Genomic DNA, 23,933 nt, shown 5'->3' with positions numbered 1-23,933 from the left:
CGGGCCTGCCGCGTCTCGCTGCTGCCTGATTTACAGCACTTTGCGGCAAGAACGCGGCAGGCCCGCCTCATTCTGTCGGGACGCTATTCCAGAAGCGGCGACCAGGCCGGATCGGACGCGAAACCCTTCGTCTGCACGACCTGTTCGTTGTAGCCGGAAAGGTCGATCGAGTAGATCTGCGGACCGCCTGCGCCGGCCGCCTGGCGGAAGAACATCAGCACGCGGCCGTTCGGCGCCCAGGTCGGGCCCTCGTTGTGGAAGCCCGAGGTGAGGATGCGCTCGCCCGAACCGTCCGTCTTCATCACGCCGATCGAGAACTTGCCGCCCGACTGCTTGGTGAAGGCGATGAGATCGCCGCGCGGCGACCAGACCGGCGTGGAATAGGACCCGTCGCCGAAGGAGATGCGGCGCTGGTTGGAGCCGTCGGCGCCCATCACGTAGAGCTGCGGCCTGCCGCCCCGGTCGCTTTCGAACACGATCTGCGTGCCGTCGGGCGAATAGGAAGGCGAGGTGTCGATCGCCGCCGTGGAGGTCAGCCGCGTCGTGGTGCGCGAGCGCAGGTCCATCGTGTAGATGTTCGAATTGCCTTCCTGCTGCAGGCTCATGATGACCTTCTGGCCATCCGGCGAGAAGCGCGGCGAGAAGGTCATGCCCGGGAAGTTGCCGACCACTTCGCGCTGCCCCGTCTCCAGCTGGAGCAGGTAGACCCGCGGCTGGTTGCCCTCGAAGGACATGTAGGTGATTTCCTGGCGGCTCGGCGAGAAGCGCGGCGTCAGCACCAGTTCGTTGGCGTTGGTCAGCGCGCGGGCGTTGAAACCGTCCTGGTCCATGATGGCGAGCTGGCGCTTGCGGGCGGTCTTCGGACCGCTTTCGGCGACATAGACGATGCGGGTGTCGAAGTATCCCTTCTCGCCCGTCAGGCTCTCATAGATCGCGTCGGCGATGATATGCGCGACGCGGCGCCAGTTTTCCGGCTGGGTATAGAACTGCTGGCCGGTCATCTGCTTGCCGGCGAAGGTGTCCCACAGGCGGAACTCGGCGCGCAGGCGCCCGTCGCCCTCCTGCGTCACGCGGCCCGTGACGAGGGCCTGCGCGTTGATGACCTTCCAGTCGTCGAAGCGCGGCGCCTGGTCGGGATTGGAGATCTTCTCGATGAAGGCCTGCTTGCTGACCGGCGCGAAGAGGCCGGAGCGCTTGAGGTCCGCCGCGATCACGTCGGTGATGCGCTGGCCGAGATCGCCGGCGGCGATGAAATCGGTGACGGCGATCGGCAGCGGCTCGACATTGCCCTTGTTGATGTTGATTTCCACGAGCGCCCAGGCCTGCGGCAGAGATGCCGCAAGGCCGGTCAGCACGACCAGAAGTCGGAGAAGAGTGCGTCTGAACATGAATCTGCTTCCTGGTTCCTACATCATCTGGCTGGGGTCGAAGTTCACGACGACTTCGCTCCAGGCGTCATATTTTTCCGGCGGCAGGCCCTTGAAGGGGCGCGATTTCATGATGGCGCGACGGGCCCCGCCGGCAAGCGCCCGGCGTGCGGTGTCCGAACCGCCCGTCGCCACCACTTCCGGCTCGCCGATGATGTCGCCATTCTGGTCGAGCTGCATCTTGACCTGGATGCGCACGTCGGCCGCATCGGCAAGGCCGGGGATGATCGACCAGTTGTTCTGGATCTGGCCGCGCAGCGCGTCCATCTCGCTGAGAGACAGTTTCGTGCCGCTCGTCGTCTTCTTGCCGCCGAGCGCCGCCTGCTCCTGCGAGCGCTTCGCGCCGCCGCCGGCCGCCTTTTCCTTGTTGAGAAGCGCGGAGATCTCGTCGGCGTTGAAGTCGCTGTCGTTCAGCGAGCTCGCCTTCTCCTGCTTCTTCTTCTGGTCCTTCTTGCGATCCGGCGTCTTGGCGGTCTCGGCCTTCGCCGTCTCGACCTTCTTCTCGGCCGGCTTTTCGGCGGTTTCCGTCTTCTTCGTTTCCTGCTTCGGCTTCATCTCCGGAAGTGGGATCCTGTCCGGCAGCGCCTCGGCGTCCTCGGTCTCGGCCGGCTTTTCTTCCGACGGCGTCGCCTCGGGCTTCGGGTCGGGCTTGACCTCCTGCTTCGTCTCGGGAAGCGCGGCCACCTCGGTCGAGGGCTCGCTGGCGGGCTCTTCCTGCTTCACGTCTTCGACGGGCTTGGTGTCCGGCGTCTGCACGACCTTCTCGGCCTTTTCGGGCGCGGCGGCGGTCTCGATATCGCGCGGTTTTTCCTCCGGCGTCGGCAGGTTCTTCAGGTCGATGTCGTTGTCGCCGGCATTTTCCGCATTCTCGACCGGCGTTTCCTTCTTGGTCGGAATGGGCGCGGCCTTCTCCTTCATTTCGGCCTTCTTGTCGCCCTGCTGAATCTGCGTCAGCTCCTCGATCGACACGATATCGACCGGGATGGCCTCGACATTGGCGACGTCGAAGCTTTCAGGACTGCCGAGCGAGACCAGCGCCCAGGTGAGAACCAGGGAGTGGATGACGGCGGATGTGGCCAGGCTGCCCTTCATGGCGTGCGATCACCTGTCCGGTTTCTGCTCGGTGACGAGGCCGATATTGGTGAACCCGCCCGCCTGGATGCGCGACATCACGTCGGCGATGACGCCGTAGGGCGCCGTGCCGTCGCCGCGCACGAAGACGCGCTCGGTATAGCCCGTGGTCGCCACGGCCTGGAGCTTCGCGGCGATCTCGTCGATCGGGATCGCCGTTTCCTGCAGGTAGACCTGGCCGTCCGCCTTGACGGAAACGGTGATTGGCTGCGTGTCCGCGTTCAGCGCCTTGGCCTGCGTCTTCGGCAGGTCGAGCGGCACGCCGACCGTCATCAGGGGCGCGGCCACCATGAAGATGATGAGCAGCACGAGCATGACGTCGACGAACGGCGTCACGTTGATCTCGCTCATCGGGGCTCGCTTGCCCCCGCCGCGACGGCGACGGCCGCCGCCCGCATTCTTCGCTCCGACTGACATGCCCATGGCGTTGTCTCCGTCTACTTCCTGAGGCCGGTCACTGCGCCGCGGCGCGCGGCTGCAGCTTCTCATCGATCTGGCGCGACAGGATGGCGGAGAACTCGTCCGCGAACCCTTCCATGCGCGCCGTCAGCTTGCCGGCATCGGCAGAGAACTTGTTGTAGGCAATAACCGCCGGAATTGCGGCAAGAAGGCCGATGGCGGTGGCCAGCAGCGCCTCGGCGATGCCGGGCGCCACGACCGCAAGGCTCGTCTGCTTGGAGCCGGCGATCGCCTGGAACGAGGTCATGATGCCGACGACCGTGCCGAACAGGCCGACGAAGGGCGCCGCCGAACCGATGGTGGCAAGCGAGCCGAGGCGTGCCTCCAGCGTCTCGGATTCACGCGACAGCGTCACGTCCATCGCCCGGTCGATCCGCATCTGAAGGCCGATCGGCGATCGCGCCCCGCGCTCGAAACTCTTCTTCCATTCCCGCATGGCCGCCACGAAGATGGCGCTCATGCCCGTAGTCTGGCGGTCGGAGAGCGTGCGATAAAGCTCCTCCAGCGACTGGCCCGACCAGAAGACCTGTTCGAAGCTGTCGAGCTGGCGACGCGCCTTGCCGTAGCTCACCGTCTTGTCGACGACGATGGCCCAGGTCCATACGGACGCGGCGATGAGGCCGAGCATGACCAGCTTCACGACGAACCCGGCCTGCATGAAGAGACCCCAAAGGGTCACGCTGCCTGCCGCTTCCAAACCCACTTGTTCCATAGACCTATGTCCCCGAATCCAAATACCCGGCACGGGCCTTTGCGGCTCGAACCGGGTCACATTCACGCCGTCGCGGTCTCCTGGGAGGGGGTTTCCGCATCGGCATTCACAAACATGGCGTCGTCGGCAAGGATTCTTGTCCGCACCCGCTCCGCATGTCCGTCAAGAATGTCCGGTTGATGCCGCCGGCCGCCATGCCGGTCAAACGCTTACAGCCTGCCTTCTTGACGGCAATTTTGGTTAAAGGATGACGTGCAGTGCACAAAATCATCCCCGTGAAGCGAGTAAGACATCATTATGGTTAAGGGAGTGTTACCGCTTGTCCATGCCGGGCGTTTCCCGCGCCCCGGCAAGAAACCGCGTCGCAAGCCCCTCCGGCAGCCGCCGCGGACGGCCCGCGGCATTGATGACGGCGATGATGACGCGCGCGGCGATCAGCAATTGCTCGCCCCGGCGAATCTCCTGGTCGAGGATCATCTTCGCACCGCCCGCCTTCTCGGTGGCGGTGAGGATCGTGAGAACGTCGTCCATGCGGGCGGGCGACTTGAAGTCGATCTCCATGCGGTGCACGACGAAGACAAGGCCCTCGCGGTCCTCTTCCAGGACGAGGCTGCCCTGCTCGACGCCGAGCAGCCGCAGGTAGTCCGTGCGGCCGCGCTCCAGGAAATGCAGGTAGCGGGCGTGATAGACGACGCCGGAAAAGTCCGTGTCCTCGTAATAGACCCGCTGGGCGAGCCGGTGGCCCGCCTGCGTCAGTTCGCCGGAGAGGTGAAGGTTCGCGTCGCTCATGCTCGATCGTCTTCGGAGAAAAGCCGGAACTGCGTCGCTTCGAGATCCTTCGGCGGCGTCAGTCCGAGGTGCTTCCAGGCATTGGCCGTCAGCACGCGGCCGCGCGGCGTGCGCTGGATGAAGCCCTGCTGGATCATGTAGGGCTCGATGATGTCCTCGATCGCGTCGCGCGGCTCGGAAAGCCCCGCCGCAATGGTCTCGATGCCGACCGGCCCGCCGCCGAAATTGTGCGCGATCATCGAGAGATAGCGCCGGTCGAGCTGGTCGAGACCCATATTGTCGACGAGGAGGCGCGTCAGCGCGTCGTCGGCGATCTTCTGCGTCACGGCTTCCGCCCGCGCCACTTCGGCAAAATCGCGCACGCGGCGCAACAGCCGTCCGGCGATGCGCGGCGTGCCGCGTGCCCGGCGGGCGATCTCGCGCCCGCCCTCGTCCGTCATGCCGAGGCCCATCAGCCGCGCACCGCGGCGCACGATCAGCTCCAGTTCCTCGACGGTGTAGAAATTCAGCCGCACCGGAATGCCGAAGCGGTCGCGCAGCGGCGTCGTCAGCAGGCCGAGCCGCGTGGTGGCGGCGACGAGGGTGAATTTCGACAGGTCGATCTTCACCGAGCGCGCCGCCGGACCTTCGCCGATGATCAGGTCGAGCTGGAAATCCTCCATGGCCGGATAGAGGATTTCCTCGACGGCCGGGTTGAGGCGGTGGATCTCGTCGATGAAGAGCACGTCGCGCTCATCGAGATTGGTCAGCAGCGCGGCAAGGTCGCCGGCTTTCGCGATGACCGGGCCGGAGGTCGAGCGGAAGTTGACGCCGAGTTCCTTCGCCATGATCTGCGCCAGCGTCGTCTTGCCGAGGCCGGGCGGGCCGACGAAGAGCACATGGTCGAGCGCCTCGCCGCGGTTCTTCGCCGCCTCGATGAAGATCTTCAGGTTCGCGCGCGCCTCCGCCTGGCCGGTGAAGTCGTCCAGCGTCTGCGGCCTCAGGGCCGTATCGATGTCCTCGCCGCGCTTTTCCGGCGAAAGCAGTCTGTTCTCGTCGCTCATGAGCGCCTAATCCCATTGTCGGGCGCGGAAGGCAACCGCATCACCGCGACAATTCCTTGAGGCCGAGGCGGATGAGTTTTGCGCTGTCGGCCCCCTCCCCGCCATTCTTCAGCGCCGCGGCGACGGCATTGGCCGCCTGGTCGCGCGAATAGCCGAGATTGGTCAGCGCCGAGACGGCGTCGGCGACCGGCGCGGAGGCGACGCCCTCGCCCAGTTCCTGCTTGAGCCCGATCGATCCGGACGCCTCGCCGGCGAAGGCCGGCGCCTTGTTGCGCAGTTCCGTCATAATGCGCACCGCCACCTTCGGCCCAACGCCCGGCGCGCGCGACACCGCCGTCTTGTCCTGCAGCGCGATGGCGTTCGCCAGCTCCCCGGGGGTCAGCGTCGAAAGCACGGCCAGCGCCACCTTGGAGCCGACGCCCTGCACGCTCTGCAGCAGCCGGAACCATTCGCGCTCCAGCGCGGACAGGAAGCCGAACAGCCGGAACTGGTCCTCCCGCACATAGGTCTCGATGAACAGCACCGCCGCTTCGCCGCTCGAACCGAGCTTGCCGAGCGTGCGCGCCGAGCAGAAGGCGACGTAGCCGACGCCGTGCACGTCGATGACCACATGATCCTCGCCGATCTCGTCGATTGTGCCCTTGAGTTTGCCGATCATGAGAAAATCCGTCAGGGATGAGTTTCGGGGGAGATGATGTCGAGCGCGGGGAAATAGCTGCGGTAGCGCGCGGCGTCGCGGGTGAGCAGGCGGTGGCCCCGCGCCTCGGCATGCGCGCCGACAAGGAAATCGGGAAGCGTGCGCTCGCGCAACCCGCCCGCCCGGCGATAGGTATAGTGCGCCTTGCCGGCGGCGAAGGCGCTTTCGTAGGACAGAGGTTCGCGCCGCATGCGCAGCCAGCCGAAGGCGAGGTTGAGTTCCAGTTCGCTGAGCGGCGAGGTCGCAAGCTCCGACCATACGACGGGATTGAGAACCAGATCTCCTTCTTCCAAGCATCGCTTCAGCGCGTTGAAGGACCAGTCCCGCTGCGGCCGATCCGGGCCCAGCATGTCGATGAGGATATTCGTATCAACGACGGTCGAGGTCATCACGCGGCCCCCGCAGCCATTCGAAATATTCGTCCGGCGTCATGCCGTCCAGATCCCAGGTCCCCTGGACGCTGGCTGCCCAAGCTTCGAAATCATCGAAGCCGGGTTTGCCGTCGCCAACCTTGACGAGCATCACGCCTTCATCCGACACGACGAAATCCACTTCCGAACCAGGCTCGATGTCGAGCCGGTCGCGGATGGGTTTGGGGATCGTCACCTGGCCTTTTTCCGTCACGCGCATGGTAATACCTCTGCGGTATTACTTATCGGCCGGACCGGAACAAGTCAAGAACAAATCAGCCCGCGAGCTTGGCGAGGCGGCCGGAGAGGCCCTGGCGGTTGTGGGCGTGGCAGATAGCGATGGCGAGCGCGTCCGCGGCGTCGTTGCCCACGAAGGTGGCTTTCGGCATCAGCACCTTCAGCATCATGTGGATCTGCTGCTTTTCGCCGTGCCCGACGCCGATGACGGCCTTCTTCACCGCGTTCGGCGCATATTCCGCCACGCGCAGGCCCGCACGCGCCGGCACCAGCATGGCGATGCCGCGCGCCTGGCCGAGCTTCAGGGTCGCTGTCGCATCCTTGTTGACGAAGGTCTGCTCCACCGCGGCCTCATTCGGCTGGTAGCTGTGCACGACCTCGGCGAGACCGTCATGCAGCTGGCAGAGACGGGAGGCGAGGTCCATCTCGCCATCGGAGGTCACGGTGCCGGAGGCCACGAAGCGCAGCGAATTGCCGAGCGTCTCGATGACGCCCCAGCCGGTGCGGCGAAGCCCCGGATCGATGCCGATGATGCGAATCGTTTCCTGCATGGCAAAACCCTAACCCCGTCCCACGGACCCTGCCAGCGAAATGTGAACAAAACAAAAACAGACGGCCAATTCCCCGCCCCCTTCCGAAAAGCCCGGCGAGGCGCTTGGATTTCACGGAACTGAACCTACATGGGAGGACAATCAAATTCCCTTACAAAGAGGCCGCGCCATGGTGCCCTTCTCCATCCTCGATCTTTCCCCGATCATCGAAGGCGGCACCGTCGCCCAGTCGCTGGAAAACTCCCGCTGCCTCGCGCAGGAAGCCGAAGCGCTCGGCTACAAGCGCTTCTGGCTCGCCGAGCACCACGGCATGCGCGGCATCGCCAGCGCCGCCACCTCGCTCGTCATCCAGCATGTCGCGGCGGGCACTGAGAAAATCCGCGTCGGTTCGGGCGGCATCATGCTGCCGAACCATTCGCCGCTCGTCATCGCCGAGCAGTTCGGCACGCTCGCCGCGCTCTTTCCGGACCGCATCGACCTCGGCCTCGGCCGCGCGCCGGGCACCGACATGCGCACGGCGCAGGCGCTGCGCCGCAACCTCGACAGCGCCGCCAACAATTTCCCGCAAGACGTGGTCGAGCTGATGCAGCTGATGGGACCGGCAGGTCCGGAGCGGAACGTCGTCGCCATTCCCGGCGCGGACAGCAACGTACCGGTCTGGCTGCTCGGCTCCAGCCACTACTCGGCGCATCTCGCCGGCATGCTGGGGCTACCCTTCGCCTTCGCCTCGCATTTCGCGCCGGACATGCTGCTGACGGCGCTGGAAATCTACCGCGAGCGATTCGAGCCCTCGCAGTATCTGGACAGGCCGCATGTCATGGTCGGGGTGATGGGCGCGGCGGCCGAAACGGACGCGGAAGCCGACCACCTCTTCACCTCGATGCAGCAATCCTTCGTGCGCCTGCGCCGTGGCACGCCCGGCGCCTTCCCGCCACCGGTCGACAACATGGAGCCGCACTGGAGCGAGAACGAGCGCATCAATGTCGAGCACACGCTGCAATATGCCGTCGTCGGCGGACCGGACAGGATCAGGCGCCGCATCGCCGATTTCCTGGCGATCACCAGGGCGGACGAACTGATCGTGTCGATGCCGGTCCACGACATGGCCGCGCGGCTGAAATCGGTTCGGCTCTTCGCCGAGGCACAGCGGGAGCTGGCCGAAGCGGCGTAAGGGAAAAGGCTGTCTTGCGGCGCCCTACCTTCAGGCTGCCGATAAAGCCCGCCCAGCCTCCCCTCCGTCATGGTCGGGCTTGACCCGACCATCCACGCCGCGAGCGCCGCATGGGTCCTCGGGTCAAGCCGAGGAGGACGAAAGTGAGCGTTTGATCCAGATCGATCAGGCCGAAAGCTTGGCCATCACCTCGTCGGAGACCTCGAAGTTCGAGTAGACGTTCTGCACGTCGTCGTCGTCTTCCAGCGTGTCGATGAGCCTCATCAGCGACTGCGCCTTCTCCTCGTCGACCGGCACGGTGTTCTGCGCCTTCCAGATCGCCTTGACGGTCTCGGCTTCGCCGAGCGTGTCTTCCAGCGCCTTGGAGACCTCGCCGATATCCTCGAAGCCGCAGAGGATCGTGTGGCCGTCCTCGTCGGTGGTCACGTCCTCGGCGCCCGCCTCGATGGCGGCTTCCATGACGGCGTCCGCGCTGCCTGCGGAAAGCTTGTAGGTGATCTCGCCGACGCGATCGAAGGAGAAGGAGACCGAACCGGTTTCGCCCAGCGCGCCGCCGGCCTTGGAGAAGGTCGAGCGGACCGAGGAGGCAGTGCGGTTGCGGTTGTCGGTCAGCGCCTCGACGATGACGGCGACGCCGCCCGGGCCGTAGCCCTCGTAGCGGACTTCCTCGTAGTTCTCGCTGTCGGCGCCGGAGGCCTTCTTGATGGCGCGCTCGATATTGTCCTTCGGCATGGACTGCGCCTTGGCGTTCTGGATCGCCAGGCGCAGGCGGGCGTTCATCGCCGCGTCGGGCAGGCCCGTCTTCGCCGCCACCGTGATTTCACGGGCGAGCTTGGAAAACATTTTCGACCGCACGGCATCCTGCCGACCCTTGCGGTGCATGATATTCTTGAACTGTGAATGGCCAGCCATGGCACCCCTGTCTCATCTTGTTTGGCGCCCGTTCCGGTCGCCGGTCTCGGTACGGGGGGCGTCGTCGCGGTAAAGCGTCGGCCGTCCGCCCCGATTTTCGGAATGCCGCCTTATAATTTCATTGCCGCCGCACGTCCAGCAGTCCGGCGAACAAAGCGACGGGGCTCAGTCCGCGCGCAGGCGGGTGCGGCTCAGGAGGAAGGAGTGGCCGTCATCGCGCTTACAGGTCAGCCCCGTGCGCTCGGAAAAGCAGGTGAAGGGGCCTGCCGACCACGTTTCGCCGTAGGGGATGATCCTGTCGCCGCCGCAGCATCCCCGGTCGCCGACATTGGTGCGCACCACCGCCTTGCCGCTCCGGCCGAGCGTCGCACGCACATATTTCGGCTCCACCCGGTCGCAGGAAAGCTCCGGGCCGCCGTCTGCCGGCTCGTAGGTCGCGGTCCCGCCTTCGGGGATGTAGATGCAGCCGATATTGCCCGACGGCATGACGAAGCTTTCCGCCACGCCGAGCACGCGCACCGGCAGCTTCTCCACCGGCCCGGGAACCATTTCGCGCGGCTGGCCGGATTCCGCGCCGGGACCGCCCGGCGTCGGAGCGCTGCTTGCGAAGACCACGGCGGCGGACAGCAGAAAGACGGGCATGGCGAAAACAGGACGCATTCAAAAACTCCGGCATCAGACGCCGGAGAGAATATGGATCGTCGGTCGCCTGGGCAAGTTGCGGATGGAAACGGCGATCGTGGCGTCGTCGTCAGTCACCGCGTCGAAGCCCGTGCCGAACATGGAGAGGAACCGGCTGATCGGCGGTCCACGGCGATGCATCGGCAGGATCAGCGCGGAGCGCAGGCGCTGCACCACGCGGCTCATGCTTTCCGCGCCCATGGTCAGCCCGCCGTCGACCGGCACCATCAGCACGTCGAGCCGGCCGATCTCGGCATACTGCTTTTCCGTCAGCTCATGATGCAGGTGGCCGAGATGACCGATGCACAGGCCAGCCACCTCGAAGATGAAGACGGAATTGCCGTTCGGCTCCATACCCCCGCCCCAGCCGCGGATATCGGTCGGCACGTTGCGGATATAGGTGTCGCCGACGACGATATCGTGGTCAGCGCCCTTTTCAGAACCGTCCTGCCAGCCATGCAGCACATATTCGATGCCGGGTTCCGGGTTCGCCGTGTAGTGGCTGGAATGGGCCTTGTTCATGGTGACGACGGTCGGCAGCGCCGGCGGCTTGTACCAGCCGTTGTAGTCGGTCGCGATCTTCACGCCGGCCGGGGTCTCGATGAAGAAGGTCGAGTGGCCGACATAGGTGATGCGTACCTCCTCGTTCGCCGTCGCCTGGACCTTGAAGGCGACGCTTCCGGAAAAACTGGCGAAGGTGGCGGAGGGAAGCGAGCGCGCGATCATCTGGCACTGGCTGACCGGCGTTTCGGCCTGCGCGAGCGCGGGCCGCGGCGCGGCGAAAGCCGCAAGGGCGGCAAGGATCAACGGAATGAAGAGGAGATGCGGCATGGGCGGCTCCGTTCATCGGTCGGCGCGACTATGCGCCCGCGCGGCCGACGGGTCGAGATTATGCGGCCGGCGGAGCGATCACATTCCCTTGAGCGCGGTTCGGGCGGCGGGTGGGCGGAACCTTGCCCGCCGCCTCACGTTCCCCCTCCATCAACCGTAACCATGACGAGGAACAGCCATGTCCAATCTCACCCAGGCCCGCGAAAACCCGAAGGAGCAACTTTTCGACGAAATCGACAGGATCCATGCCGGCATGCTCGGCGTCGAGGGAAGCCATATGCATATGCAGCCCATGGCCCCGCAACTCGACCGCCAGAGCGCGACGGTCTGGTTCTTCACCAAGACCGATGCGGAGATCGTCGAGGCCATCTCCCCGGGCGCGCGCGCCCATTTCTGCGTGGTCGGCAAGGACCACGACTACCATGCCTGCCTTGCGGGCCGCATCTCGGTGCGCAAGGACCCGGTCAAGGTGGACGAATACTGGAGCTCCATCGTCGAGGCCTGGTTCGACCACGGCAAGGACGATCCGAAGCTCACCATGCTGGCGCTGGAGATCGAAGATGCGGAAGTGTGGGCCTCGACCGGCAGCAAGCTGAAATTCGGCTGGGAGATCGCCAAGGCGAACCTCAACGCCGACGAGGAACCCGACGTCGGCGTGAAGGCGTATCTCAACTTCTCGAACGGCTCGGCCGATCATCTGCGCCACATGGTGTGAGGGCTACGCCCAGAAGGCAGGCAGCGTTTCGGCAAGGCGCGGGCCGAGGCGAAGCGGCGCGATCTTCTCGGCAAGCCCCGTGCGGTCGGAAATCTCGACCGCCAGGCCGCAGATCGTCGCCGGCCCGGAGGCCGCCTCGAAGCGGCTTTTCGGCATCTTGGAGATGAAGCGGTTGAGCGGCTCCTCCTTTTCCATGCCAAGGGAGGAATCGTAGTCGCCGCACATGCCGGCATCCGACATGTAGCCGGTGCCGCCATTGAGGATCTGGCAGTCGGCTGTCGGCACATGGGTGTGCGTGCCGACGACGACGCTGGCGCGGCCGTCGACGAAATGGCCGAAGCACTGCTTCTCGCTGGTCGCTTCCGCGTGAAAATCGAAGATCACGGCATCGGCCTGCTCGCCGAGCGGGCAGGAGGCGAGGATCGTCTCGCCCGCGGTGAAGGGATCGTCGAGTTCGGGATGCATGAAGACCCGGCCCATGATGTTGGCGACCAGCACGCGCGCGCCGTTCTTCGCGATGAAGAGGTTCGCGCCGCGGCCGGGCGTGCCGGCGGGATAGTTGGCGGGACGCAGGAACTGGTCGTGCCGGCTGGCGAAGGTCACGGCCTCCTTCTGGTCCCAGACGTGGTTGCCGGTCGTCACGACGTCGGCACCGGCATTGATCGTCTGGAGGAAGATATCCTCCGTGATGCCGAAGCCTCCGGCCGCGTTCTCCCCGTTGACGACGACGAAATCCAGCTTCAGATCGCTGATCAGCCCCGGCAGGCTCTGCCAGACGGCCGTCCGTCCGGTCTTGCCCACCATGTCGCCGAGAAAGAGAAACCGCATCGATAAACCTTACGAAACCTGTTGGAACGAACGAAGCCCGCTTTCCGTGAGGATCGCGTCCAGCGCGACGTCATGCGGCTCCGCGGGTACTGATGCCACTTCCTGGCAATCGAAAGCAATGCCGATCAGTCTGGGCATATGGCCTTTTGCCTTGAGGCGGTCGATCGCCCGATCGTAATGGCCGGCGCCGTAGCCGATGCGGTGGCCCGCCCGGTCGAACGCCGAGAGCGGCACCAGCAGGACATCGGGATCGAGCGCCGCCGCCTCCGGCCCCGGCCCGGTCGTGCCGAAACCGGTCTTGATGACGGGCGCGCCGACGGCCAGCTCGCGGAAGATGATCGTCTCGCGGTCGAGCACGACGGGAAGGCAAAGCTGCGCCCCGCGCGTTCGCAGATGCGCCATCAACGGGCGGATATCGGCCTCCGAGCGGATCGGCCAGAAGCCCGAAATCACCGCGCCGGGCGCAAATTCGATGCGGTCGCCCGCAAGCTCCACCATGGCGAGGCTGCCCTCGATGCGCGCCTCCGGCGTCATGGCATCGCGCAGCGCCAGCCGCTCGTTGCGGATCGCCGCCTTCTGTTCCCTCGGTGTCATGTCGCCTCCAGCCTTGCTGGCCGTGGCTTACCAGTTCGCAGCGCCGGAAGGCAAATCCGCATCGCGGCGCGCCGACGGGCATTACCCCCTGTGCCGGGATGGGACAGTCGGGCGAAATGCCGCCCCGACCCGTTAAGCATCGGGACAGCTTGCGCTTTCGGCAACAGGTCTCAGCGTTTAAGCGGGGGCGCATGTCCTCGGAAAATGATCTTTCCCCCTTCCCCGAGCTGACCGAGATCGAAAAGCGGTGCCTCGAACTTGCCGCCAACGGCAGGACGCCGGCCGATATCGTGCTCGAAACCGACATCGCGATGGCGCGCGTGACGGATGTCCTGCGCAGCGCCATCGAGAAGCTCGGCGCCCGCAACGTCACCGGCGCAATCACCCGGGCCGTCCGCCTCAAGCTGATCTAGCTGTCAGGCGGCAGCGGACGCCTCCGCCAGCCGCAGCATGGCGAGCGCCGCCCCCTCGTCCGTGATCAGCGTGTTGCAGCCGACGCGGCGGATGGTGGCGCGGATCGCCGCCGCGCGGTGCGCGCCGCCCGAGACGAGCACGATATGGCGTGCCTTCTTCACGGTATCGAGGTCGATCGACATGACCCGGTGGCGGATCGGATGGTCGATCGTGTGGCCCTCCGCATCGAGGAAATTGCACATCGTGTCGCAGACGCAGCCGGCCGCGATCAGCTCCTCCAACTCATGCCGTGCGATGAAATCACGCGACAGCGAACTGGAGCGCGGGCCGATATCGCCGCAGCTGACGACGGCGATATCCATGTTCTCCGCCAGCTCGAACAGCGTCTTCAGCCCGCATTTCTCGATGAGGCTGCGCTTGGTCTCGCGCGAATCGACGAGCAGCGGCGCAAGGAACAGGTAGCACTCCGCGCCCAGCTGGCTCGCCAGCCGCCAGGTATATTCGATCGGGTTGATGTGATGCGCCTCGACGACGCCGCCGAGCAGCGAGACGACCTTCACCCGCTCGCGCCGCGCCGGGCGGAAACTGGCAAGCGAGGCGGTGAGCGTGCGCCCCCAGCCGACGCCGATGGTGCAATCGTCCGGGATCGCCTCGGTCAGGAACTGGCCGAGCGCAAGGCCGACGCCCTTGGCGGTCGTCTCGGCGCTGTCAGCCGCCGGTACCACCACGGCCTCGTCAAGCCCATAGGCCTTTTCCAGCCGCACGGCGAGTTCGACGCAATCGGCGATGCCCTCGTTGATCCAGATCTGCACCTCGGAACGCTTCAGCGCCTCGTCCAGCATGCGGATGACCGTAGTGCGGCTGACGCCGATCTTCTCCGCCACGTCCTTCTGGGTGAGGCCCTGGTTGTAATAGAGCCAGGCGGCCCTGAGGCGCAGGGCCGCCGATTCCGAATAGGCCGTATGTGTGTCGCGCCGAAGCCTTGCCACGTCGCCTCCATCCTTCTTCGCACTGTCCGGGCGCAGCATAGCACAGGAAACGAAATATGCGACATATGTTCAGAAGATTGATCAAAAGTGCTTGACTTTTCCCCGCGGAAGCGATGATAGTCCGCCTCATATCGGCTGGCGGCATTCCGTCGGCCGGTCGGTTGTGCCAGCCCGCGCGGTGACTGAAACAGGAAGCACGGTTACCGGGCGCGCTTTCACAGGCAACATGGAGGAAGGCCCGGCGTTCCGATGGAACGCGGCCCAGCAACAACCATTCGGGATATCGGATATGACGTCCAAGCTTGAACAACTCCGCGCGATGACGACCGTCGTGGCAGACACCGGCGACATCGAAGCCGTGCGCCGCCTGAAGCCGGTCGATTGCACCACCAACCCCACGATCGTCCTGAAGGCGCTCGGGACGCCTGCCTTCGCCGACGCCGTTGCGGAAGCCATCCGCTGGGGCCAGTCGCAGGGCGGCAACCGCGAGGGCGTCGTCTCGGCCGTGGCCGACCGTCTCGCCATCTCCGTCGGCGCCGCGCTTTCCGAACTCGTGCCCGGCCGCGTCTCGACGGAAGTCGATGCCGACCTCTCCTTCGACACCGAAGCCTCCATCGCCAAGGCCCGCGAGATCATCAAGGCCTATGACGCGCGCGGCATTTCGCGCGAGCGCATCCTCATCAAGCTCGCCTCCACCTGGGAAGGCATCCGCGCCGCGGAAGTGCTCCAGAAAGACGGCATCGACTGCAACCTGACGCTGCTCTTCAACAAGGCCCAGGCGATCGCCTGCGCCGACGCCGGCGTCTTCCTTATCTCGCCCTTCGTCGGCCGCATCCTCGACTGGCACGTCAAGGCGTCCGGCAAGACCTTCACGGCGGAAGAGGATCCGGGCGTGCTCTCCGTCCGCGCCATCTACGACTACTACAAGTCGAACGGCATCAACACGATCGTCATGGGCGCCTCCTTCCGCAACACCGGCGAGATCGAAGCGCTTGCCGGCTGCGACCGCCTGACGATCAGCCCCGCCCTGCTGGAAGAACTCGACGCCGCGACCGGCACGCTGGAGCGCAAGCTCTCGCCGGAAAAGGCCGCCAAGGTCTCGCCGGTCAAGATCGACGAAAAGATCTTCCGCTGGATGCTGAACGAAGACGCCATGGCCACCGAAAAACTCTCCGAAGGCATCCGCGCCTTCGCCAAGGATCTCGGGAGCCTCCGAGCCATGATCGACAAGGAACTGAAGGCAGCCGCCTGAGGCTTGTCTATGGGCTTTGTCCCTCACCCTACCCCTCTCCCCGCAGGCGGGGATAGGGGACGTGCCCCACGAACCGACAATGGTTGGGGAAGCCCGCGCGGCATATCCCCTTCGCCCCGCTTGCGGGGAGAAGGTGGCCGGCAGGCCGGATGAGGGGCTGGAAGCTCACCACGAAAACACGAAGGCCGCCCAAAGGGCGGCCTTTTCGTTTTTCCAACGATTTCAAGAAAGTGCGATCCGCGACGACCGATGGAGAGTTACGATCCTGGGTGCCTACAAACGTAGGTGGGCACCGTGTGACCAAGCCCACGGGCCGGGTCAGGGACAGCTCCCTTTGGATCGAGTATGGCCCCAGGGATTGTGGTTCCTGTCGGGACGCGCAGATCGCCTCCGATATATAGGCGCAAAACGGCCGCTTCGCCAGTGGCAATCGTGCGGGGGTCAGTTGACCGGCGGCTTGCCGGAAAGCTTGGCCGCCATGCCCTGGATCTGGCTGGTCAGATCGCCGAGCGCCTGGGCGATGGCGTCCTCGCTGCGCGAGACCTCGCTCATCACGCCCTCGCGCCCCTGGCGCAGGTCCTCGGTCTCCGCCTCCAGCCTGGTCAGCCGGCGCTTGACGTCGTTGAGCTCGTCCATGACCATGATGCCCGCCATGACCGTCAGGCGCAGGTCGCCGATCTCGCCGAACTGGCTCTTCAAGTGCCCGACATACTGATCGAAGCCGGAGGCGAGCTCTTCGAGATGCGCCTCCTGGCCTTCTTCGCAGGCCATGCGATAGGCCTTGCCATCGATCTGTACGGTTACCTGTGCCATGCGGACATTCCTGATTGCGGGGATTAGCGGTCGAGTACGGCCCGGATGGTTTCCATGGCCGTGACGAGCCGGCGGGAGACCTCGCGATTGACCTCCTCCAGGCGATTGGCACGGAATTCGGACTGGTCGAGCTCCTGGGCAAGCCGCGATCGGTCGGCATTGACCCGCCGCACCTCGCCCTCGACCTCGCCCTGGTCGCGCTCGCGGTCGAAGCGCATGTCGAGCGCATTGTCGAGAGTGCTGATCGCCCTGCGAAGCTCCTCGATCGCCGCCCTGACTGTTTCCCCGTTCGTCATAAAGCCTTCACCGGCACTCTCAAAAAACGCGAATCGCCGCCGCCGGCGCCGGTTCTCTCCCGTCGACAGTATTCAACAGCGGGCATGAGCGTCAACAGCGCGGCCATCGCGGCGGGAAAGCCGCTGTGGATCGCCGTCGCGGCGGGTTGCGCCGGGCGCCTCGCACACCCCCGCCGCCGCGGCAAAAAAGCCGCCGGAATCCCCCCGCAAAGGCCGGAAAAACCGCCGAATTCGTTGACTCCGACGGCTTACCTGCTATGTGTCAGCCGCTTCCTAACCGATGCCCGAAACGGCACCGGCCCTGACACCCCGAAGAATACGGAACAGTCATGATCTCTCGCGAAAAACACGACCGGATGGCGAACGCAATTCGCTTCCTTTCCATGGATGCCGTGGAGAAGGCGAACTCGGGTCACCCCGGCCTGCCCATGGGCGCAGCAGACATCGCAACGGTTCTTTTCACCCGCTTCCTCTCCTTCGATCCGAAGACCCCGTCCTGGCCGAACCGCGACCGTTTCGTGCTGTCGGCCGGCCACGGCTCGATGCTCCTCTATTCGCTGCTCTATTTGACGGGCTACGAGGACATCACGATCGACGAGATCAAGAATTTCCGCCAGCTCGGCGCGAAAACCGCAGGCCACCCGGAATACGGCCACGCCGCCGGCATCGAGACGACCACCGGTCCGCTCGGCCAGGGCATCGCCAATGCCGTCGGCATGGCGCTCGCCGAGCGCAAGCTGCGCGACGAGTTCGGCGCCGACCTCATGGAGCACTACACCTACGCCATCGCGGGTGACGGCTGCCTCATGGAGGGGATCAGCCAGGAAGCAATCTCGCTCGCCGGCCACCTGAAGCTGAACAAGCTGATCGTGTTCTGGGACGACAACAACATCTCCATCGACGGCCCGATCTCGATCGCCGACTCGACCGACCAGCACGCCCGCTTCCGCGCCAGCCAGTGGCACACGATCGCCATCGACGGCCACGATCCGGATGCGATTGCCGCGGCCATCGAGGAAGCCCAGAAATCCGACAAGCCGACCATGATCGCCTGCAAGACGACCATCGGCTTCGGCGCGCCCAACAAGGCCGGCACGCACAAGGTGCACGGCTCGCCGCTCGGCGCCGAAGAGATCGCCGCCACCCGCAAGGCGCTGAACTGGGAATCGGAAGCCTTCGTCGTTCCCTCCGACGTGCTCGACGCCTGGCGCCTGGCCGGCCTTCGCTCCGCCAAGGCTCACAAGGAATGGGAAGCGCGGCTCGACAAGACCAACGCCGAGAAGAAGGCCCAGTTCGTCCGCCGCTTCGCCGGCGAGCTTGAAAGCGGCCTGGATTCCGCGATCGCCGCCTACAAGAAGAAGCTTGCCGAAACCAAACCGAACCCGGCGACCCGCAAGGCGTCCGAGGACGCTCTCGAAGTCATCAACGGCGTTCTCCTCGAAACGGTCGGCGGCTCGGCCGACCTGACCGGCTCGAACAATACCAAGACCAGCCAGACCAAGTCGATCACCCCGACCGACTTCTCCGGCCGCTACATCCACTATGGCGTGCGCGAGCACGGCATGGCGGCGGCGATGAACGGCATGGCGCTGCATGGCGGCCTCATTCCCTATTCCGGCGGCTTCCTGATCTTCTCCGACTACTGCCGTCCGTCGATCCGCCTTGCCGCGCTGATGGGCATCCGCGTCATCCACGTCCTGACGCACGATTCCATCGGCCTTGGCGAGGACGGCCCGACGCACCAGCCGGTCGAGCACATGGCGGCGCTGCGCGCCATCCCGAACCTGCTCGTCTTCCGCCCGGCAGACGCCACGGAAACGGCCGAATGCTGGCAGCTTGCGCTGGAGAGCCACAACCGCCCGTCGGCCATCGCGCTGACCCGCCAGAACCTGATGCCCGTACGCCTGGAATACGAGGAAGAAAACCTCTGCGCCCGCGGCGCTTACGATCTCGTCTCGGCCAGCGACGCCAAGGTGACGCTGTTCGCCTCCGGCTCGGAAATCGAGATCGCGGTCAAGGCCCAGCAGGCGCTGTCGGCCAAGGGCATCTCCACCCGCGTCGTCTCGGTTCCCTGCGTCGAGCTCTTCGCCGAGCAGCCGGAAGCCTACCAGCAGGCGGTCATCGGCGATTCGCCGGTCAAGATCGCCATCGAAGCGGGCATCCGCCAGGGCTGGGATCACTTCATCGGTTCGGACGGCATCTTCGTCGGCATGTCCTCCTTCGGCGCCTCCGGCCCGTACAAGGAGCTCTACAAGCACTTCGGCATCACGCCGGAGGCCGTCGTCGCCGCCGCGGAAGCCAAGCTCGCCTGAGTGCGCAAGGCGCGGCCCGCCGCGCCCTGCCCCGCCAAACATCTACTGATAGGAGACACCCCACATGACTGTGAAAGTTGCCATCAACGGCTTTGGCCGCATCGGCCGCAACGTGCTGCGCGCCATCGTCGAATCCGGTCGCACCGATATCGAAGTCGTCGCCGTCAACGACCTCGGCCCGGTCGAGACCAATGCGCATCTCGTCCGCTACGATTCCGTCCACGGCAAGTTCCCGGGTACCGTCACCGTTTCCGGCGACACGATCGACGTCGGCCGCGGCCCGATCCGCGTCACCGCCATCCGCGATCCGAAGGAACTGCCCTGGGGCGACGTCGACATCGCGCTGGAATGCACCGGCCTGTTCACCACGAAGGAAAAGGCCGGTGCGCACCTTGCCAACGGCTCCAAGCGCGTCATCGTCTCCGCGCCGTGCGACAATGCCGACAAGACCATCGTCTTCGGCGTCAACCACAACACGCTGACCAAGGACGACCTCGTCATCTCCAACGCCTCGTGCACGACGAACTGCCTTGCACCGGTCGCCTATATTCTCGACAAGGCCTTCGGCATCGAGAAGGGCTACATGACGACGATCCACTCCTACACGGGTGACCAGCCGACCCTCGACACCATGCACAAGGACCTCTATCGCGCCCGCGCGGCGGCCCTGTCCATGATTCCGACCTCGACCGGTGCCGCCAAGGCCGTCGGCCTCGTCCTGCCGCAGCTTGCCGGCAAGCTCGACGGTTCGGCCATCCGCGTGCCGACCCCGAACGTCTCGGTCGTCGACCTGAAGTTCGTGCCGTCGCGCAACGTCACGGCCGACGAAGTCAACGCCGCCATCAAGGCCGCCGCCGAAGGCGAACTGAAGGGCATCCTCGACTACGTCACCGGCCCGCTCGTCTCGATCGACTTCAACCACGACAGCCACTCCTCGAACTTCGCCGCCGACCAGACCAAGGTCCTCGACGGCAACCTCGTGCGCATCCTGTCCTGGTACGACAACGAGTGGGGCTTCTCGAACCGCATGTCCGACACGGCCGTTGCGCTTGGCAAATTGATCTGACGAAATCCGTATGGCGCCTTCGCGGGCGCCATACCCCCTCTGCCCTGCCGGGAGACGCCCCATGACCTTCAAGACCCTCGACACCCTCACCGACATCGCCGGCAAGCGCGTGCTCGTCCGCGTCGATCTCAACGTGCCCGTCAAGGACGGCAAGGTCACCGACGCGACCCGCATCGAGCGCGTCGCCCCGACCATCCGCGAACTCTCGCAAAAGGGCGCCAAGGTCGTCCTGCTCGCCCATTTCGGCCGCCCGAAGGGTGAAGCCGTCGCCGAGATGTCGCTGGAGCAGATCCTGCCCGCGGTCAACGATGTCCTCGGCACGAAGGTGCATTTCGCCGCCGATTGCATCGGCGCGCCGGCCGCCGCCGCCATCGCCGCCATGGCGAACGGCAACGTCCTGCTTCTCGAGAACACCCGCTTCCACAAGGGCGAGGAGAAGAACGACGCGGACTTCACCGCCGCGCTCGCCGCAAATGGCGATATCTACGTCAACGACGCTTTCTCCGCCGCCCACCGCGCCCACGCCTCCACCGAAGGCCTGGCGCACCTTCTCCCGGCCTATGCCGGCCGCACCATGCAGGCCGAGCTGGAGGCGCTGGAGAAGGGCCTCGGCAACCCGGCCCGCCCGGTCGTCGCCATCGTCGGCGGCGCAAAGGTCTCCACCAAGATCGACCTCCTGATGAACCTCGTGAAGAAGGTCGACGCGCTGGTCATCGGCGGCGGTATGGCGAACACCTTCCTTGCCGCCCGCGGCACGAATGTCGGCAAGTCGCTCTGCGAGCATGATCTTGCCGAGACGGCCAAGCAGATCATGATCGAGGCGGCGACCGCCACCTGCGCCATCGTGCTGCCCGAAGACGGCGTCGTCGCCCGCGAATTCAAGGCCAATGCCGAGAACGCGGTGGTCGACGTCAACACCATTCCGGCCGACGCCATGATGCTCGACGTCGGCCCGAAGACGGTCGAGGCGGTCAATGCCTGGATCTCGCGCGCCACGACGCTCGTCTGGAACGGCCCGCTCGGCGCCTTCGAGATAGCTCCCTTCGACACCGCGACGGTATCGGCGGCCAAGCACGCCGCGGCCCGCACCAAGGAGGGCAAGCTCGTCTCCGTCGCCGGCGGCGGCGATACGGTCGCGGCCCTCAACCATGCCGGCGTCGCGGACGATTTCACCTATGTCTCGACCGCCGGCGGCGCATTCCTCGAATGGATGGAAGGCAAGCCGCTGCCGGGCGTCGACGTCCTCAGCCAGCAGAAATAGCGCAAGGGGGCTTGCGTTCAGCGGCGGAGCGCCTACATTTCCAGTCAGTGTCAACAACGGAAAGGAAGGTGATCCAATGTCGAATGAGATTTCGGTCTTGGCTTCGGGCATGGGAATTGTGGTGAACGCAACGAGGCAGCCCTCGTTCTGATCCCGCCTTCCTTCGGGTCCAAAGACCCGGGTCCACGCCGGACCAAACCTCATGGGGGCCACCTTCGGGTGGCCCTTTTGCGTTTCAGGGCCGGATCAGCACCGTCAGCATCATCAGCGCGATGGCGACGACCGCGATCTTCCAGAAATCCGCGCGCCGCTTCAGCCCCGGCAGGCCGAGGGGACGGATGAGATGCAGCAGCATCACGGCAAGCAGCAGGGTGGGAAGGATTTTCGACATGGCGGCCTTTCTCCGCCCTTCCTGTCACACCTCGGACGTTTTTCCAAGCGATGGACGCAAAGCTAAAATCGCGCGCCCGCTCGCTTTGCATCTGGCAATCGGCGACAGGTGCGCTATTGCTTACCCGCTGACGAAACTGACGAAAATCACATGCGTAAAAATCTCATATCCGTCTTCGCGCTTCTCATGGGCACCCTGTTCCTCTTCCTCGGGAACGGCCTGCACGGCCTCCTCCTGCCCATGCGCGGCGCCTTCGAAGGCTATGAGACGACGATGCTCGGCCTGCTCGGCACCTCCTGGGCGTCCGGCTTCGTGCTGGGCTGCCTCCTGGCGCCGACCGTGGTCAAGCGCATCGGCCATGTGCGCGCCTTTTCCGGCTTCGCCTCGCTGATCGCCATCATCGCGCTTCTGACCGGCATCCTGGTCGATCCCTTCTGGTGGATCGCGCTGCGCGCCGTCACGGGCTTTTCGATCGCCGGCACCTCGATGATCATCGAAAGCTGGCTGAACGAGCGCGCGACCAATGAAAGCCGCGGCCTCATCTTCTCGCTCTACATCGCCATCACGCTGATCGGCACCGTCGGCGGCCAGATGACGGTAGCGCTGGGTGACGTCACGACACCGCTGCTCTTCATGTTCGCCGGCATCCTCTACTGCCTCGCGATGCTGCCGACGACGCTGTCCACGGCCGCCTCGCCGCAGCCGCTGAAGCAGGTCAAGCTTGACATCCCGACCCTTTATCGCACCTCGCCCGTCGCCAGCGTCGGCATCGTGCTGATCGGCATCGCCAACGGCGCCTTCGGCACGCTCGGCGCGGTCTTCGGCGCCAATGCGGGCCTTTCCTCCAGCACGATCGCCGTCATGATGAGCGTCGCCATCTTCGCCGGCGCCGTGATGCAGCTTCCCGCCGGGCGCCTGTCCGACCGGGTCGACCGGCGCATCGTGCTCGCCTCGCTCTCGGCCATCGCTGCGGCGGCGGGCCTGTCGCTCGTCGTCTTCCAGCCGGCCTCCGTGATCGTGCTCCTGGTGCTGACGGCCGTCTACGGCGCGATGGCGAACGCGCTCTACCCGATCGCCGTCTCGCATGCCAACGACTTCGCCAGCCCCGAGGATTTCGTGAAGGTCTCCGGCGGCCTGCTCCTGCTCTATGGCGTCGGCACCATCATCGGACCGACGCTCGGCGGCCCGATCATGTCGGCGGTCGGTCCCTACGCGCTCTTCATGGTCACCTGCACGGCACATCTGCTGATCACCGTCTACGCCATCTTCCGCAGCCACCGCCGCGCCGCCCTGCCGGCCGAGATGCGCGAGAACTACACCACCATCAATCCCGGCACGCTCACCACGCCGGAAAGCCTTCAGCTTTCGCCGCGCGCCCTCGCCCAGCCGCAGGCCGCCGATGAGCAACAGGAGGAGCGCCCCACATGAGCTTTTTCGAAGAAGACCGCCCGGCACGGAAGATCGCCCACGAGATCGGCAGCGACCTCTCCCTGCTCTCCGTCGACGAGCTTGCCGCCCGGATCGACCTCCTGCGCGCGGAAATCGAACGGCTGGAAGCGGAGAAGCTGAAGAAGGGCGCCAGCCGCTCGGCGGCGGAGAATCTCTTCCGCTGATCCGGTTCCGGCTTGCCGAAAAGGCACAGGCACGAGCAAACCGCCAACAGAGTTAACCGGCCATTAAGGCTTCCCTGCTATTCCTTGAACATCCGGTCCTTCCGGGTTCAGACATTTTCACCCCTCGGGGTTTCGGTCTGATTTTTCTCCCTGTTTTACCTTGAGAGCCGCTTTCCGCGGCTCTTTTTTTGTCTGCCGCCGCCGCAAACGGAACCTGTCCCGAAAGAATTGTGGAGATTAACCCTTTCTTAAGAATACCCTTGCGCGAATTAGGTTATGGGATCATCCTCACGACATAGACCGGCCGATTGGAACACCACGGGCCGACCTTCCGTTAC

General features: G+C 65.3%; 28 protein-coding genes and 1 other RNA gene. 9 read left to right on the top strand and 20 right to left on the bottom strand.

What is annotated here, in order from left to right; all coding sequences use genetic code 11:
* Positions 1 to 83: 83 nt before the first annotated feature.
* The 10 genes from tolB to ruvC form a co-directional block, all read right to left on the bottom strand.
* A complete protein-coding gene (gene tolB / locus AB3G45_RS10395) occupies positions 84 to 1,388 on the bottom strand; it encodes a Tol-Pal system beta propeller repeat protein TolB (RefSeq protein WP_367830475.1) in 1,305 nt (434 codons plus the stop codon).
* An 18-nt stretch (positions 1,389 to 1,406) separates the two neighbouring features.
* Positions 1,407 to 2,519 carry a hypothetical protein gene (locus AB3G45_RS10390; protein ID WP_367830474.1) on the bottom strand — a complete coding sequence of 371 codons (1,113 nt, stop codon included), beginning with the start codon at positions 2,517 to 2,519 and terminating at the stop codon, positions 1,407 to 1,409.
* 9 nt (positions 2,520 to 2,528) lie between these two features.
* Positions 2,529 to 2,981, bottom strand: a complete 453-nt coding sequence (gene tolR, locus AB3G45_RS10385) for a protein TolR (RefSeq protein WP_367830473.1) — start codon at positions 2,979 to 2,981, stop codon at positions 2,529 to 2,531.
* Positions 2,982 to 3,012: 31 nt separating this feature from the next.
* The gene (tolQ, locus tag AB3G45_RS10380) at positions 3,013 to 3,729 is read right to left on the bottom strand and encodes a protein TolQ (RefSeq protein WP_367830472.1); all 717 of its coding nucleotides are present in this window, start codon (positions 3,727 to 3,729) and stop codon (positions 3,013 to 3,015) included.
* Between the two features lie 312 nt (positions 3,730 to 4,041).
* Positions 4,042 to 4,518: a tol-pal system-associated acyl-CoA thioesterase gene (gene ybgC / locus AB3G45_RS10375; RefSeq protein ID WP_367830471.1), complete on the bottom strand. Its 477-nt coding sequence runs from the start codon at positions 4,516 to 4,518 to the stop codon at positions 4,042 to 4,044.
* On the bottom strand, positions 4,515 to 5,561 hold the full coding sequence (gene ruvB / locus AB3G45_RS10370; protein ID WP_367830470.1) for a Holliday junction branch migration DNA helicase RuvB: 1,047 nt from the start codon (positions 5,559 to 5,561) through the stop codon (positions 4,515 to 4,517). Before ruvB ends, ybgC begins: the two co-directional genes overlap by 4 nt.
* Before the next feature lie 40 nt (positions 5,562 to 5,601).
* Positions 5,602 to 6,219, bottom strand: a complete 618-nt coding sequence (ruvA, locus tag AB3G45_RS10365) for a Holliday junction branch migration protein RuvA (protein ID WP_367830469.1) — start codon at positions 6,217 to 6,219, stop codon at positions 5,602 to 5,604.
* An 11-nt stretch (positions 6,220 to 6,230) separates the two neighbouring features.
* Entirely contained in the window at positions 6,231 to 6,647 is a 417-nt protein-coding gene (locus AB3G45_RS10360) for a type II toxin-antitoxin system VapC family toxin (protein WP_367830468.1), read from the bottom strand.
* Positions 6,628 to 6,888 (bottom strand): AbrB/MazE/SpoVT family DNA-binding domain-containing protein, encoded by a 261-nt coding sequence (locus AB3G45_RS10355; RefSeq protein WP_367830467.1) that lies wholly within the window; start codon positions 6,886 to 6,888, stop codon positions 6,628 to 6,630. The genes AB3G45_RS10360 and AB3G45_RS10355 overlap by 20 nt, the downstream gene beginning before the upstream one ends.
* 55 nt (positions 6,889 to 6,943) lie before the next feature.
* Positions 6,944 to 7,456: a crossover junction endodeoxyribonuclease RuvC gene (ruvC, locus tag AB3G45_RS10350; protein ID WP_367830466.1), complete on the bottom strand. Its 513-nt coding sequence runs from the start codon at positions 7,454 to 7,456 to the stop codon at positions 6,944 to 6,946.
* Positions 7,457 to 7,625: 169 nt separating this feature from the next.
* On the opposite strand from ruvC, the gene AB3G45_RS10345 reads away from it, so the two are divergent.
* Entirely contained in the window at positions 7,626 to 8,627 is a 1,002-nt protein-coding gene (locus AB3G45_RS10345; RefSeq protein ID WP_367830465.1) for an LLM class flavin-dependent oxidoreductase, read from the top strand.
* Positions 8,628 to 8,792: 165 nt separating this feature from the next.
* On the opposite strand, the gene AB3G45_RS10340 is transcribed toward AB3G45_RS10345, so the two are convergent.
* The 3 genes from AB3G45_RS10340 to AB3G45_RS10330 form a co-directional block, all read right to left on the bottom strand.
* A complete protein-coding gene (locus tag AB3G45_RS10340; protein WP_367830464.1) occupies positions 8,793 to 9,539 on the bottom strand; it encodes a YebC/PmpR family DNA-binding transcriptional regulator in 747 nt (248 codons plus the stop codon).
* Positions 9,540 to 9,704: 165 nt separating this feature from the next.
* A complete protein-coding gene (locus tag AB3G45_RS10335; protein WP_367830463.1) occupies positions 9,705 to 10,199 on the bottom strand; it encodes a hypothetical protein in 495 nt (164 codons plus the stop codon).
* Positions 10,200 to 10,214: 15 nt separating this feature from the next.
* On the bottom strand, positions 10,215 to 11,051 hold the full coding sequence (locus AB3G45_RS10330; protein WP_367830462.1) for an MBL fold metallo-hydrolase: 837 nt from the start codon (positions 11,049 to 11,051) through the stop codon (positions 10,215 to 10,217).
* 178 nt (positions 11,052 to 11,229) lie between these two features.
* Between AB3G45_RS10330 and AB3G45_RS10325 the strand changes: the two genes are divergently transcribed.
* Entirely contained in the window at positions 11,230 to 11,766 is a 537-nt protein-coding gene (locus AB3G45_RS10325) for a pyridoxamine 5'-phosphate oxidase family protein (RefSeq protein WP_367830461.1), read from the top strand.
* A 3-nt stretch (positions 11,767 to 11,769) separates the two neighbouring features.
* Here AB3G45_RS10325 and AB3G45_RS10320 read toward each other — a convergent pair whose 3' ends face one another.
* Both AB3G45_RS10320 and AB3G45_RS10315 read right to left on the bottom strand, forming a co-directional pair.
* Entirely contained in the window at positions 11,770 to 12,594 is an 825-nt protein-coding gene (locus AB3G45_RS10320) for a YmdB family metallophosphoesterase (protein WP_367830460.1), read from the bottom strand.
* 9 nt (positions 12,595 to 12,603) lie between these two features.
* Positions 12,604 to 13,188, bottom strand: coding sequence for a 5-formyltetrahydrofolate cyclo-ligase (locus AB3G45_RS10315; RefSeq protein WP_367830459.1), 585 nt, complete (start codon positions 13,186 to 13,188; stop codon positions 12,604 to 12,606).
* Between the two features lie 191 nt (positions 13,189 to 13,379).
* On the opposite strand from AB3G45_RS10315, the gene AB3G45_RS10310 reads away from it, so the two are divergent.
* Positions 13,380 to 13,601, top strand: coding sequence for a transcriptional regulator (locus AB3G45_RS10310; RefSeq protein WP_367830458.1), 222 nt, complete (start codon positions 13,380 to 13,382; stop codon positions 13,599 to 13,601).
* 3 nt (positions 13,602 to 13,604) lie between these two features.
* Here the strand turns inward: AB3G45_RS10310 and AB3G45_RS10305 are convergent, their stop codons facing one another.
* Positions 13,605 to 14,591 carry a sugar-binding transcriptional regulator gene (locus AB3G45_RS10305; RefSeq protein ID WP_367830456.1) on the bottom strand — a complete coding sequence of 329 codons (987 nt, stop codon included), beginning with the start codon at positions 14,589 to 14,591 and terminating at the stop codon, positions 13,605 to 13,607.
* Positions 14,592 to 14,880: 289 nt separating this feature from the next.
* On the opposite strand from AB3G45_RS10305, the gene tal reads away from it, so the two are divergent.
* Positions 14,881 to 15,843, top strand: a complete 963-nt coding sequence (tal, locus tag AB3G45_RS10300; RefSeq protein WP_367830455.1) for a transaldolase — start codon at positions 14,881 to 14,883, stop codon at positions 15,841 to 15,843.
* A 230-nt stretch (positions 15,844 to 16,073) separates the two neighbouring features.
* On the opposite strand, the gene ssrS is transcribed toward tal, so the two are convergent.
* The 3 genes from ssrS to AB3G45_RS10285 all read right to left on the bottom strand — a co-directional run bounded on the left by ssrS (position 16,074) and on the right by AB3G45_RS10285 (position 16,952).
* Positions 16,074 to 16,232: non-coding RNA, 6S RNA (gene ssrS / locus AB3G45_RS10295), on the bottom strand.
* Positions 16,233 to 16,284: 52 nt separating this feature from the next.
* Complete coding sequence (locus AB3G45_RS10290) at positions 16,285 to 16,656, bottom strand: cell division protein ZapA (RefSeq protein WP_367830454.1); 372 nt, start codon at positions 16,654 to 16,656, stop codon at positions 16,285 to 16,287.
* Between the two features lie 23 nt (positions 16,657 to 16,679).
* Complete coding sequence (locus tag AB3G45_RS10285) at positions 16,680 to 16,952, bottom strand: DUF4164 domain-containing protein (protein ID WP_367830453.1); 273 nt, start codon at positions 16,950 to 16,952, stop codon at positions 16,680 to 16,682.
* A 329-nt stretch (positions 16,953 to 17,281) separates the two neighbouring features.
* Here AB3G45_RS10285 and tkt point away from each other — a divergent pair, with 329 nt between their 5' ends.
* From tkt to pgk, 3 genes are all read left to right on the top strand, one after another.
* On the top strand, positions 17,282 to 19,264 hold the full coding sequence (tkt, locus tag AB3G45_RS10280; RefSeq protein ID WP_367830452.1) for a transketolase: 1,983 nt from the start codon (positions 17,282 to 17,284) through the stop codon (positions 19,262 to 19,264).
* Positions 19,265 to 19,328: 64 nt separating this feature from the next.
* Positions 19,329 to 20,330 (top strand): type I glyceraldehyde-3-phosphate dehydrogenase, encoded by a 1,002-nt coding sequence (gap, locus tag AB3G45_RS10275; protein WP_367830451.1) that lies wholly within the window; start codon positions 19,329 to 19,331, stop codon positions 20,328 to 20,330.
* 61 nt (positions 20,331 to 20,391) lie between these two features.
* Positions 20,392 to 21,591, top strand: coding sequence for a phosphoglycerate kinase (gene pgk / locus AB3G45_RS10270; RefSeq protein WP_367830450.1), 1,200 nt, complete (start codon positions 20,392 to 20,394; stop codon positions 21,589 to 21,591).
* A 235-nt stretch (positions 21,592 to 21,826) separates the two neighbouring features.
* Here the strand turns inward: pgk and AB3G45_RS10265 are convergent, their stop codons facing one another.
* Positions 21,827 to 21,982: a hypothetical protein gene (locus AB3G45_RS10265; protein ID WP_367830449.1), complete on the bottom strand. Its 156-nt coding sequence runs from the start codon at positions 21,980 to 21,982 to the stop codon at positions 21,827 to 21,829.
* 150 nt (positions 21,983 to 22,132) lie between these two features.
* Here AB3G45_RS10265 and AB3G45_RS10260 point away from each other — a divergent pair, with 150 nt between their 5' ends.
* Both AB3G45_RS10260 and AB3G45_RS10255 read left to right on the top strand, forming a co-directional pair.
* Complete coding sequence (locus AB3G45_RS10260; protein ID WP_367830448.1) at positions 22,133 to 23,410, top strand: MFS transporter; 1,278 nt, start codon at positions 22,133 to 22,135, stop codon at positions 23,408 to 23,410.
* Entirely contained in the window at positions 23,407 to 23,595 is a 189-nt protein-coding gene (locus AB3G45_RS10255) for a DUF1192 domain-containing protein (protein WP_367830447.1), read from the top strand. The genes AB3G45_RS10260 and AB3G45_RS10255 overlap by 4 nt, the downstream gene beginning before the upstream one ends.
* Positions 23,596 to 23,933 lie beyond the last annotated feature (338 nt).

Origin of the sequence: Shinella sp. S4-D37 (assembly GCF_040812195.1) — a bacterium.
GTDB lineage: Bacteria > Pseudomonadota > Alphaproteobacteria > Rhizobiales > Rhizobiaceae > Shinella.
Note: the sequence above shows the minus strand (reverse complement) of the source record. Positions and strands in the feature narration are given on the sequence as shown.

Bases quoted from the DNA above. Each gene is read 5' to 3' on its own strand.
- tkt (WP_367830452.1), top strand. From the start codon at position 17,282: ATGATCTCTCGCGAAAAACACGACCGGATGGCGAACGCAATTCGCTTC.
- ruvB (WP_367830470.1), bottom strand. From the start codon at position 5,561: ATGAGCGACGAGAACAGACTGCTTTCGCCGGAAAAGCGCGGCGAGGAC.
- AB3G45_RS10265 (WP_367830449.1), bottom strand. From the start codon at position 21,982: ATGTCGAAAATCCTTCCCACCCTGCTGCTTGCCGTGATGCTGCTGCAT.
- tal (WP_367830455.1), top strand. From the start codon at position 14,881: ATGACGTCCAAGCTTGAACAACTCCGCGCGATGACGACCGTCGTGGCA.
- ruvA (WP_367830469.1), bottom strand. From the start codon at position 6,219: ATGATCGGCAAACTCAAGGGCACAATCGACGAGATCGGCGAGGATCAT.
- AB3G45_RS10315 (WP_367830459.1), bottom strand. From the start codon at position 13,188: ATGACACCGAGGGAACAGAAGGCGGCGATCCGCAACGAGCGGCTGGCG.
- tolB (WP_367830475.1), bottom strand. From the start codon at position 1,388: ATGTTCAGACGCACTCTTCTCCGACTTCTGGTCGTGCTGACCGGCCTT.
- ruvC (WP_367830466.1), bottom strand. From the start codon at position 7,456: ATGCAGGAAACGATTCGCATCATCGGCATCGATCCGGGGCTTCGCCGC.
- AB3G45_RS10260 (WP_367830448.1), top strand. From the start codon at position 22,133: ATGCGTAAAAATCTCATATCCGTCTTCGCGCTTCTCATGGGCACCCTG.
- AB3G45_RS10355 (WP_367830467.1), bottom strand. From the start codon at position 6,888: ATGCGCGTGACGGAAAAAGGCCAGGTGACGATCCCCAAACCCATCCGC.
- AB3G45_RS10290 (WP_367830454.1), bottom strand. From the start codon at position 16,656: ATGGCACAGGTAACCGTACAGATCGATGGCAAGGCCTATCGCATGGCC.
- AB3G45_RS10285 (WP_367830453.1), bottom strand. From the start codon at position 16,952: ATGACGAACGGGGAAACAGTCAGGGCGGCGATCGAGGAGCTTCGCAGG.
- gap (WP_367830451.1), top strand. From the start codon at position 19,329: ATGACTGTGAAAGTTGCCATCAACGGCTTTGGCCGCATCGGCCGCAAC.
- AB3G45_RS10340 (WP_367830464.1), bottom strand. From the start codon at position 9,539: ATGGCTGGCCATTCACAGTTCAAGAATATCATGCACCGCAAGGGTCGG.
- tolR (WP_367830473.1), bottom strand. From the start codon at position 2,981: ATGGGCATGTCAGTCGGAGCGAAGAATGCGGGCGGCGGCCGTCGCCGT.
- AB3G45_RS10360 (WP_367830468.1), bottom strand. From the start codon at position 6,647: ATGACCTCGACCGTCGTTGATACGAATATCCTCATCGACATGCTGGGC.
- AB3G45_RS10325 (WP_367830461.1), top strand. From the start codon at position 11,230: ATGTCCAATCTCACCCAGGCCCGCGAAAACCCGAAGGAGCAACTTTTC.
- AB3G45_RS10320 (WP_367830460.1), bottom strand. From the start codon at position 12,594: ATGCGGTTTCTCTTTCTCGGCGACATGGTGGGCAAGACCGGACGGACG.
- AB3G45_RS10345 (WP_367830465.1), top strand. From the start codon at position 7,626: ATGGTGCCCTTCTCCATCCTCGATCTTTCCCCGATCATCGAAGGCGGC.
- AB3G45_RS10255 (WP_367830447.1), top strand. From the start codon at position 23,407: ATGAGCTTTTTCGAAGAAGACCGCCCGGCACGGAAGATCGCCCACGAG.
- ybgC (WP_367830471.1), bottom strand. From the start codon at position 4,518: ATGAGCGACGCGAACCTTCACCTCTCCGGCGAACTGACGCAGGCGGGC.
- AB3G45_RS10330 (WP_367830462.1), bottom strand. From the start codon at position 11,051: ATGCCGCATCTCCTCTTCATTCCGTTGATCCTTGCCGCCCTTGCGGCT.
- pgk (WP_367830450.1), top strand. From the start codon at position 20,392: ATGACCTTCAAGACCCTCGACACCCTCACCGACATCGCCGGCAAGCGC.
- AB3G45_RS10310 (WP_367830458.1), top strand. From the start codon at position 13,380: ATGTCCTCGGAAAATGATCTTTCCCCCTTCCCCGAGCTGACCGAGATC.
- AB3G45_RS10335 (WP_367830463.1), bottom strand. From the start codon at position 10,199: ATGCGTCCTGTTTTCGCCATGCCCGTCTTTCTGCTGTCCGCCGCCGTG.
- tolQ (WP_367830472.1), bottom strand. From the start codon at position 3,729: ATGGAACAAGTGGGTTTGGAAGCGGCAGGCAGCGTGACCCTTTGGGGT.
- AB3G45_RS10390 (WP_367830474.1), bottom strand. From the start codon at position 2,519: ATGAAGGGCAGCCTGGCCACATCCGCCGTCATCCACTCCCTGGTTCTC.